The organism is Thalassobacterium maritimum (assembly GCF_031127805.1).
GTDB lineage: Bacteria > Verrucomicrobiota > Verrucomicrobiia > Opitutales > Coraliomargaritaceae > Thalassobacterium > Thalassobacterium maritimum.
The window spans coordinates 1-8,173 of the sequence record NZ_JARXHW010000081.1; the positions used below are offsets into that span (position 1 = coordinate 1).

7 protein-coding genes and 1 pseudogene are annotated in these 8,173 nt (G+C 52.0%); 3 read left to right on the forward strand and 5 right to left on the reverse strand.

The features are described 5' to 3' along the window. Positions 1 to 363: 363 nt before the first annotated feature. Both QEH52_RS18535 and melA read right to left on the reverse strand, forming a co-directional pair. Positions 364 to 987 carry a Fic family protein gene (locus tag QEH52_RS18535; RefSeq protein WP_308952448.1) on the reverse strand — a complete coding sequence of 208 codons (624 nt, stop codon included), beginning with the start codon at positions 985 to 987 and terminating at the stop codon, positions 364 to 366. A 923-nt stretch (positions 988 to 1,910) separates the two neighbouring features. Beyond that, positions 1,911 to 3,185 (reverse strand): annotated as a pseudogene (melA, locus tag QEH52_RS20915) (alpha-galactosidase); the annotation flags it as partial. 124 nt (positions 3,186 to 3,309) lie between these two features. Between melA and QEH52_RS18545 the strand changes: the two are divergent. Then, positions 3,310 to 4,125, forward strand: coding sequence for an AraC family transcriptional regulator (locus QEH52_RS18545; protein ID WP_308952450.1), 816 nt, complete (start codon positions 3,310 to 3,312; stop codon positions 4,123 to 4,125). An 84-nt stretch (positions 4,126 to 4,209) separates the two neighbouring features. Here the strand turns inward: QEH52_RS18545 and QEH52_RS18550 are convergent, their stop codons facing one another. Further along, positions 4,210 to 5,163 (reverse strand): type II secretion system protein, encoded by a 954-nt coding sequence (locus tag QEH52_RS18550; RefSeq protein ID WP_308952451.1) that lies wholly within the window; start codon positions 5,161 to 5,163, stop codon positions 4,210 to 4,212. A gap of 278 nt (positions 5,164 to 5,441) precedes the next feature. On the opposite strand from QEH52_RS18550, the gene QEH52_RS18555 reads away from it, so the two are divergent. Next, positions 5,442 to 6,035 (forward strand): TetR/AcrR family transcriptional regulator, encoded by a 594-nt coding sequence (locus QEH52_RS18555; RefSeq protein ID WP_308952452.1) that lies wholly within the window; start codon positions 5,442 to 5,444, stop codon positions 6,033 to 6,035. A 94-nt stretch (positions 6,036 to 6,129) separates the two neighbouring features. After that, positions 6,130 to 6,678, forward strand: coding sequence for a carboxymuconolactone decarboxylase family protein (locus QEH52_RS18560; protein WP_308952453.1), 549 nt, complete (start codon positions 6,130 to 6,132; stop codon positions 6,676 to 6,678). 145 nt (positions 6,679 to 6,823) lie between these two features. On the opposite strand, the gene QEH52_RS18565 is transcribed toward QEH52_RS18560, so the two are convergent. Together QEH52_RS18565 and QEH52_RS20810 are read right to left on the reverse strand one after the other, a co-directional pair. Beyond that, positions 6,824 to 7,705, reverse strand: coding sequence for an ADP-ribosylglycohydrolase family protein (locus tag QEH52_RS18565; RefSeq protein WP_308952454.1), 882 nt, complete (start codon positions 7,703 to 7,705; stop codon positions 6,824 to 6,826). A 342-nt stretch (positions 7,706 to 8,047) separates the two neighbouring features. Continuing rightward, positions 8,048 to 8,164, reverse strand: coding sequence for a helix-turn-helix domain-containing protein (locus QEH52_RS20810; protein WP_425609300.1), 117 nt, complete (start codon positions 8,162 to 8,164; stop codon positions 8,048 to 8,050). Positions 8,165 to 8,173 lie beyond the last annotated feature (9 nt).

Genomic DNA, 8,173 nt, shown 5'->3' on the forward strand with positions numbered 1-8,173 from the left:
ATCTCCTTCACCGACAGTTGCTCGGCCTTAATCCACTCCACTGCGGCTTTCATAATATGAACGTCTGACCACTGACGCGGGGTCAGTCCAGTTGCCGTTTTGAAAATTCGGTTTACTTGTGCCTTCGATAAACCGACTGCACGGCGAAATTTCAATGGGCTTGCGGGTTCACTGACGTATCCGATCTCGATCTGGAGCCGCTCGTCGATCACCTTGGCGTTCGCCCAAGCGATTACCTATTCCTGCCAGAGTAATGGCATGGCATAGTAGCCCCGCTCACGTTTGGATGCGTGGACGTAAGCCTCAAAGCGGTCGCTCCAGCCCCACAGCTGCTCAAAGCGTTGTCGGTTCCGAACGAGCGGATCAAAGGTTCACTTCATAGCGGGTGCTGCGTCCGCCTCCAATCGAGGTGAGCACTCCCTGTTGCAAGAGCTCCTGCAGGTCGCGGGTCGCGGTTGGTTTCGAGACACCTGTGAGTCGCTGATACTTACTTGCGTTGACGCCACCTTCGAAACCACTTGGTCCTGCATCCAGCATCCGCCGAATGACCTTAAGTTGACGCTCCGAAAGTGCTTCGCGGTATCGGTCAAAGAATCGGGCCTTCTTCAGTACAAAGTCGATGCGCGCCTGCGATTCGTCTAAGGCTCGCAACACCAGATCGACAAAGTAACGTAACCAGTCGGTCACCTCGTTGCTGCGTTGTGCGCGTTGCAATGCCGTATAATAACTCGTTTTGTCGGCTTCAATTGCCTGAGAAAGACTCATTAACAACGGACGCCCTGCTCCCTGAAACAAGGCCTTTTCTGCCACTGCGCGCCCGACCCGAACATTGCCATCCTCGAAAGGATGGATCGACTCAAAATAAAGGTGAGCCAGCCCTGCGTGTATCGGTGCATGACGAATCTGATCGCGACTTGTATTAAACCATTCAACAAAGCCTTTGATTTCAGCGGGCACTAAGTCTGAAGGGGGCGCTTCGTAGAGCACTATCGGCTCATGTAAACTACGTCAATGACACACCCCAAAGACTAGCAGTTGAGCAAGAAGGCTCGATCGTTGTATCGTTGAGACTCGCCCTCACCACTTAGGCTGGCGTTACCTCCAGAGTGCGCATCTCCCAGTGATTCCAGAAAGGCACGGGCATCCATCAAGAAGGGGCCGCTTGCTGCTATTCGGATGTCGGCCAATGGAATGTGAGCCTTCAGACTATAATTCAATTTAGTTTGTGTATACTGATAGTCATTCTGCGCAATCAGTGTATTCCCTCCAAATACTTCAAGTTTACAATCCTTCCCCACATTGGGCAATAATTGCAATCCCATGATGGGGCCACCGTCCGGGTCTGAAAAGAATATCTGTATAAAGGAGCCTTGCCGCGGACGATCCAAACAGGGCTTCGGGTTTGAATCTTGAACTTCCAGTTCTAATTCAAGCTGCTCGCCTTTTCGTCGCATTTTACCGGAGGCACAAGGGAAGCCGGATAGCGACATCTCGAAATGACAATAACCATCTTCCTTGACCTCGATATGGTCACGAGGAATCAATCTCGTTCCAATTAACAGGATGCCCCCCGCATCCGTCTCCAAGTCGATAGTGGTCGACTCTGTGATGGGCGCTTGTAGCCTGCCATTCACCTTCAGGCTCTGTGTCGATTCCGGGGACACTTCGATCGTCACTTCAGTGTTCTCAAATACGATCGCAGCACTGGCTGGCACGATCTGTAGAGTGACTTGCCTGGTCTCCGTATTCGGATTTTCAACCTGGATCTCCAATTGAAGCTCGCTGCCCGCGGTGTCAAGCTGCGCTCCGCTGGCCTGCGCCCTGACAATCAGGCGATCCCCAACACCGGCGAACGCACGCCCCGTCCCCGAGATGACTGGAGCAAAATCACCAAGATATCCATCTTTTTGGTGCTGCTCTATGAGCTCATCACACATCGCCCAAATCTTATCCAGTGGTAGTGTCGCCGCCGTGTGCGGGTCGGCCATGGCGGCATGGTAGATACTTTCACGCTGACCGCTCAAGGCCGCGGTTACGGTGAGGCGCTGCACGTTGACATTTGTCATGCAAATGGCGGCCAACTGTGGCGGCAGTTCGCCGATTTGAACCGGATTCAGGCCAGTGCCATCCACCAAGCAGGGTACCTCGACACAACAGCCGTCTTGCAAATTATCTATAATCCCCCGGTTCGGAACATTACCATAGACCGTGCGCGGCGTGTTGGTCTCTCTGGAATGTATAATGAACGAGCCGTATTCATGCGACTGCTCTTTCACCTCAATATCCCCATGCTCCCCGATCAATTTAGCTTCAGTATCCTTCCATGAAGACATGATGGCTTCGCAACGGCGGATGTACTCATCCAGCGGGATCTTGTAGCGATCCACGAGCTCGTCACCGAAATGGATGAAGTATGGCACATATTCTGCCTGGTGCTCGCTGGATTCAGTGACGAAGTAGCCGAGGCGACGCATCATTTCATAACGCACGAGTTCGTAGTTTCGCGAGGGATCGTTGAGTACCTTAAAGAGCAATGGATATGCGTCCTGCCCTTTATATTGAAACTTAAGGAAGAAGGCCATGTGGTTGACGCCGGCGACTAGATATGAAACATCATCATAACGAAGTTTGGCATGTGATGCCAACATACGCGCGGTGCCGAAGACCGAATGACACAAACCCACATGGGGAATGCCAACCGCTTCATCAATCGCCCAGCAATTCATCGCCATCGGATTAGTGTAGTTGAGCAATAGGCAATCCGGATGCGCGAGCTGTTCAATCTCTTGCGCAATCCCGACGAGCACGGGAATCGTTCGCAAACCGCGAAAGATGCCGCCGATCCCCAGTGTATCCGCAATCGTCTGACGTAGGCCGTATTTTTTAGGAATCTCAAAGTCCACCACGGTCGATGGCTTGTAGCCGCCCACCTGCACCGTACAAATCACGTACTTCGCCCCTTTGATCGCTTCGCGCCGATCCAGGGTCGACACAATCTTCGCGTTGACCCCGAGTTTACCGGCCATCCGCTTCATCATTACATCGGCCACCCGCAGGCGGTCGGCATCGATGTCCATCAGGCAAATCGTGGCATCTGATAATTCCGGAAATTGCAGAATGTCGCCAATCAAAGTTTTGGCAAAGACAACAGACCCTGCGCCAATCAGTGTAATTTTACAGCTCATTATAAGGTTTCAACATGGTTTAGATCTTCAATCAGATCGGGGTGTGGTGACCAAAACAGTAGAAACGACACCGAACATCAAGGTTTGCTTTGTGATAACTATTATGCAATTTGTGATCTACTCTATGACGCTCCCTCTCCTCTCCATTCTCTACTCCAGTTCCGATACGGTACACGATCACGGTTATTTCTACGACAACCATACGCGCTCCCAAACTCCTATCGCATGCGTCATCCAACGCACGCGCAGAGGTGTGGCTTATTTGGACGACCAGGAGACACGTCATATCGCGCAGGCGGGTGAAGCCATTCTCTTTCAGCATGGAGAGGACACGTGCTACGGCTTGCCCAATGACAGTGAACTCCCCTACGAGAACCAGTGGGTCTGTATTAGTGGAGAGTCCGCACCAGAACTCTTTCACGGGCTGATCAGCCATGCCGGGCGCAAACTGTCCATGCCCGACGGCAGTCGGGCCAGCCGTTTATTACAAACGATTATCGACCACTATCAACATCGCTCTTTTGAAGACCGCTTTCACGAATCCACTTTAGCCTATACCTTACTCATGGCCTGCTATCGACTCACCGACACCGAGAGTGCAACACTGGACATTGCTCGCCAGTCACATGAGTACATCCTCAGCAACTATCACCGCCCCTTTTCACAGGAGGACATGGCGTCTCATATCGGAATCAGTCGAGAACACATCAGCCGTCGATTCAAAGAAGCCTATGGCATCAGCCCGGGACAATACTGCTCCCAACTGCGTATGAAACGCGCCAAGGACTTGCTCTGTGTCTCCTACGCTCCGATCAGCGAAATCGCGCACCAATGTGGCTTTGCCGACGCGAATAGTTTTACGCGCGCCTTTAAGCAATGCTACGGCATCAGTCCGCGGCTTATCAAAGATCGCTCCGGCCACACTCGATATGCTCGGTAAGCATTGGCACATCTATTTGGCCGAACGAAGGCAAAAATCCAGGCAGCCTCTGCACAGAAGCGACATATGGATGCCGCAGTTCGATCAGTCTCCCCCGGAATAATAGGACCAACCCCAGGTGTACCCCTCAGGATTCAGCGGGTGCGGGTAGGCATCGAGTTTCGCTCGTTCAAAGGTTTCCACATGTCCGTCGGCCATAAGGATATTACTAACGTCATCGTGATGCCAGCTATCCCGATACCAACTTCTCGATGGATCGGTATACCCGGCCTCGCTGGCTCGAACGGTTTGCTCAAAAACCATGATGGTACGACTCGGATTTTTTAATTTGGTATACACCCCGGGATTGGCAACCCGGTTGCGACTCGCTTCCATACTCAGAAGACCTCGCTGCTTGGAGTTGGCCATCACATACGAATTACCGGAATAGGTATAAAAGGGCTCCTTCTCCGATGTAGCCACATCGGATGGGCAGCGAAAAACGTTCATGTCCGAAAGGTAAGGATACAGCGGACGGTACTCTTTTTCCGGACCGCCCCAGGATCCCTTGTCGCCCCCCCAATAATACATCTCATAGCTTTTGAAACTGGGAAACCGCCCATTGTTGTCCGAGAGGTATAAATGCCAGGCGACACCGATCTGACGCAGGTTGGACACACATTCTACCGCGTTGGCCTTATCTCTGACTTTGACTACTGCGGGAATCATGATCAGAGCCAGGATTCCGATAATGACCACAGCAACCAATAATTCCAAAAGGGAAAACGCGTGATCGCGCCCCGTCACATAAAGTCTGCGTGTCTGTCTGCCGATGCGCATTTTGACGCTCCCCATGGACAAGTCACAGCTGCCTGCTTCCATGCTTGAACCACGAGATGCTAAAGCAAGATCATTAGCATGCAGTATAGACTCCGCAAGATTGCGTCCTACGTCTTCGGAAATAAAACTTGTTTTCATGGGGTAGAAATTGGGGTCGCTCGAACTGCCGCCCGAGCGACTTCCAGACATCGCATATGTTACGAAACATTTCAAGATCATATTGTAACTATTTGTAAAAAGCGGCAGCTAAGTAGTCGACGGGGTCATATCATTCCCCTTGTGGAGAGATCCTCACGAAGCTCGCTCAGTTTGTAACGCGTTCAGGTCATGATTCGTCACGATCGCAGCATCTTTGATGAAACGTAGTGGACGGATATTGAATGCCAGCAGAGTCGCCCTAATTTCCTACGATTGGCTTCCCCTCCTACTCTCTGGTTACGCTAAAAATCGCTCTTTGTATTGACAAACTAGACGACTGGTCTAATTAGTGCATTCAAATGAGCGAACAAGACACCAGAGAGCGTATTCTAGATGCGGGGGTTGAGATCATGCTGGAGCGGAGTTTTCACTCGGTGGGGCTGAATCAATTACTCTCTGCGGTGAATGTGCCCAAGGGCTCGTTTTACCACTATTTCAAGTCCAAGGAACAGTTTGGTGTCGAGGTGCTACGCCACTACTCAAGGCAAGCGAACAGCAAGCGTCATCAAATCCTCGCGAATCTTGAGATCTCAGAAAACCCAATTGAACGCCTGGTTTTCATGCTCAACGCAGGGATCGAAGACATTCACGATGGAGGTTGCAAGTGCCCTTGCTTGCTGCAAAAGGTGGCCATCGAAGTCGTCAACACCAGCGAGAGCATGCGCGAGGCGCTCGCCGATGGCTTTGGCGAAATGATTGCGATCTTCAAAGAAGTCTTAGACGAAGCAGTCTCCAAGCAATACCTATCCCAAGACCTGAATACCGAATCTGAAGCACAGTTTATTCTAGATCTCTGGGCAGGCGCACAGCAGCGCACTGCCATCATCCGCGATGTCACTCCCCTGCGCCATGCAGTCGCCATCATCCGCGAGCGTTTAGCACAAAAAATATAGATTTCCTTTTTTTACGGAATATGTAGACGACTGGTCTACTCTTATTATTTCAAATCAACATTCTTAATCACCAAAAACGAAAACATACAAAATAATGAACAATACCACACTCCATACACTTGAGACTGCATCTGAAGCTAGCAAAGCGCTACTCGAAGGATCCATCAAAGCCTTCGGAATGATTCCGAACCTACATGCCATCATGGCAGAGGCCCCGGGGCTATTGGAAGGCTACCAAGTGCTACACAAGTTGTTTCAAAATTCGTCCTTCGACAAGGATGAGCTCACGGTCGTATGGCAGACAATTAACGTGGAGCACGAGTGCCACTACTGCGTGCCAGCTCACAGCTTCATCGCAAATTCGATGGGCGTGGATTCCGCGATAACGGAAGCGCTCAGAAACCGCACGGCAATGCCCAATGAAAAGCTACAAGTCTTGCACGACACCACGCTCGCCATGGTGCGCGGTCGCGGACAGATCACTGAGGAGGAAACCCAGCGATTCTATGATGCGGGCTATGCACAGCGTCAGTTGTTCGAAATCGTGCTAGGTCTTTCACAAAAAGTGATGAGCAACTACGTGAACCACATTGCGGAAACTCCAGTGGACGCGCCCTTCCAAAAATTTGCATGGGAGAAATAGTCGTCGTAGAAGCCAGAGGTAGCAGCGGGTTCCCCCGCAAAGACTGAAGGGGGACACCGCGAAGGGCTCTAAACGTTTGATAAATCTGCACGCCACAACACTTTACAAATCAAACTGGCGAAATGATTGCCCCCGACTCGAAAGCTTATATGAGTTGACTCAATGGTAAGCCGCTCGAGAGCTTGCGGATCCATTCATCGGGGATGGCTCGGACTCCATGACTGGCTCCTAGTAGCAAGCCAAGCGTGAGTCCACGAGCGCAGTTGTCGCCTCCGGCCATAGCGTTTTCGCAAAATGCTTTGGGCAAGTCGTCGCCGTGCTTAAGTGCTAAATAGATGACTGCGGGGAGCGCCGACTCGATGGGGCAGGATTGTCCGAGTTGAGCGATCGCCTCGACAGCATCCAGCTCGAGCACGCTCTCGGCTTTTTGCAAGGCCCAGCTGGGTGCGGTGGCTTTTAAGGTGTCTTTCAAATCTGCGCCGTGCATCAGTCGATATCCAGCGATGGCGAGAAAGGCGGCGGCCTCCTGAGAGGGCTCACTGCCGTGGGTCAGCAATGTCTGTTCGACACATGCGGTGACAACTTCGGCTTCGGGCTGGTCGGCCAGGTAGGCCAGTAGCGGCGCGATCCTCGCGGCGCCAGCCAGTTCCGCGGAATCGCTGGCGGCTGCGGTGGCGGGCTTACCATCTTCAATGTTCTGCAAGGTCACCTTGGTGGCGTGATCGAAATAGTCGCCATAGCTCGCCCACATAATTAACCAGTCCTGCATAAAACTGGTGGCATCCCACTTTTTATTTTTCTGCAAGGAGATTGCAAGCCAGAGTGCTTGATCACCGACGTGGCTTTGCTCGCCCGCCTTTTTCTTGGGATGATAGGAGTCAAAACCGGGGGCATGATAGTCGGAAACGTATCCAAACTTCTGCGACAGTTCAGCGGTGTCATAAATCCAATGCACCCCTAGGGAAAGTGCATCGGCGGTAAAACTGCCGAAGAGAAGTCCGGCGCGGCGTTGAGTAAAATCGTTCATAAGTGATATAATTAAGAGGGCCTGACGGCAAGGGCTCGGCGATGTTGAGCATGAGAATGTTACTTACCTTTCAGCAAATGCTCTAATTCGTCAAAAACACCAGTGTATTTTCGCTCACGCCTCGCGTAGTGCTCCTGTACACACCTTGCTCTTTGGCACATTCTAAAACTTGCTCGGAGTATTTCGTCGCGACGCGCATCAGGACCTTCGCGCTCGGAGGCGGTTGACGGCGCCCCGGCTCCCAAGCACGCACCGTGCCGACGGATGGATCAAGTCACGGAGCAAAAACCTTCGTGACATCGCCGAGTTTTTACGAAGCGCTGACAATGATAGAGGATCGAGCTATATACGCCCGCTCCTGGAGCGCCAGGTGTTGGGCGTGCACCCCGCCCGCTTTCGAAACCATTTAATAAAATGCGAGGCATCGTGGAAATGAAGTTTCGCGGCGATCTCCTTCACCGACAGTTG

What these genes read in the sequence shown, in the direction of transcription:
- QEH52_RS18565 (WP_308952454.1), bottom strand. Translation starts at nt 7,705, where the DNA reads ATGAACGATTTTACTCAACGCCGCGCCGGACTTCTCTTCGGCAGTTTT.
- QEH52_RS18550 (WP_308952451.1), bottom strand. Translation starts at nt 5,163, where the DNA reads ATGATCTTGAAATGTTTCGTAACATATGCGATGTCTGGAAGTCGCTCG.
- QEH52_RS18545 (WP_308952450.1), top strand. Translation starts at nt 3,310, where the DNA reads ATGACGCTCCCTCTCCTCTCCATTCTCTACTCCAGTTCCGATACGGTA.
- QEH52_RS18555 (WP_308952452.1), top strand. Translation starts at nt 5,442, where the DNA reads ATGAGCGAACAAGACACCAGAGAGCGTATTCTAGATGCGGGGGTTGAG.
- QEH52_RS18560 (WP_308952453.1), top strand. Translation starts at nt 6,130, where the DNA reads ATGAACAATACCACACTCCATACACTTGAGACTGCATCTGAAGCTAGC.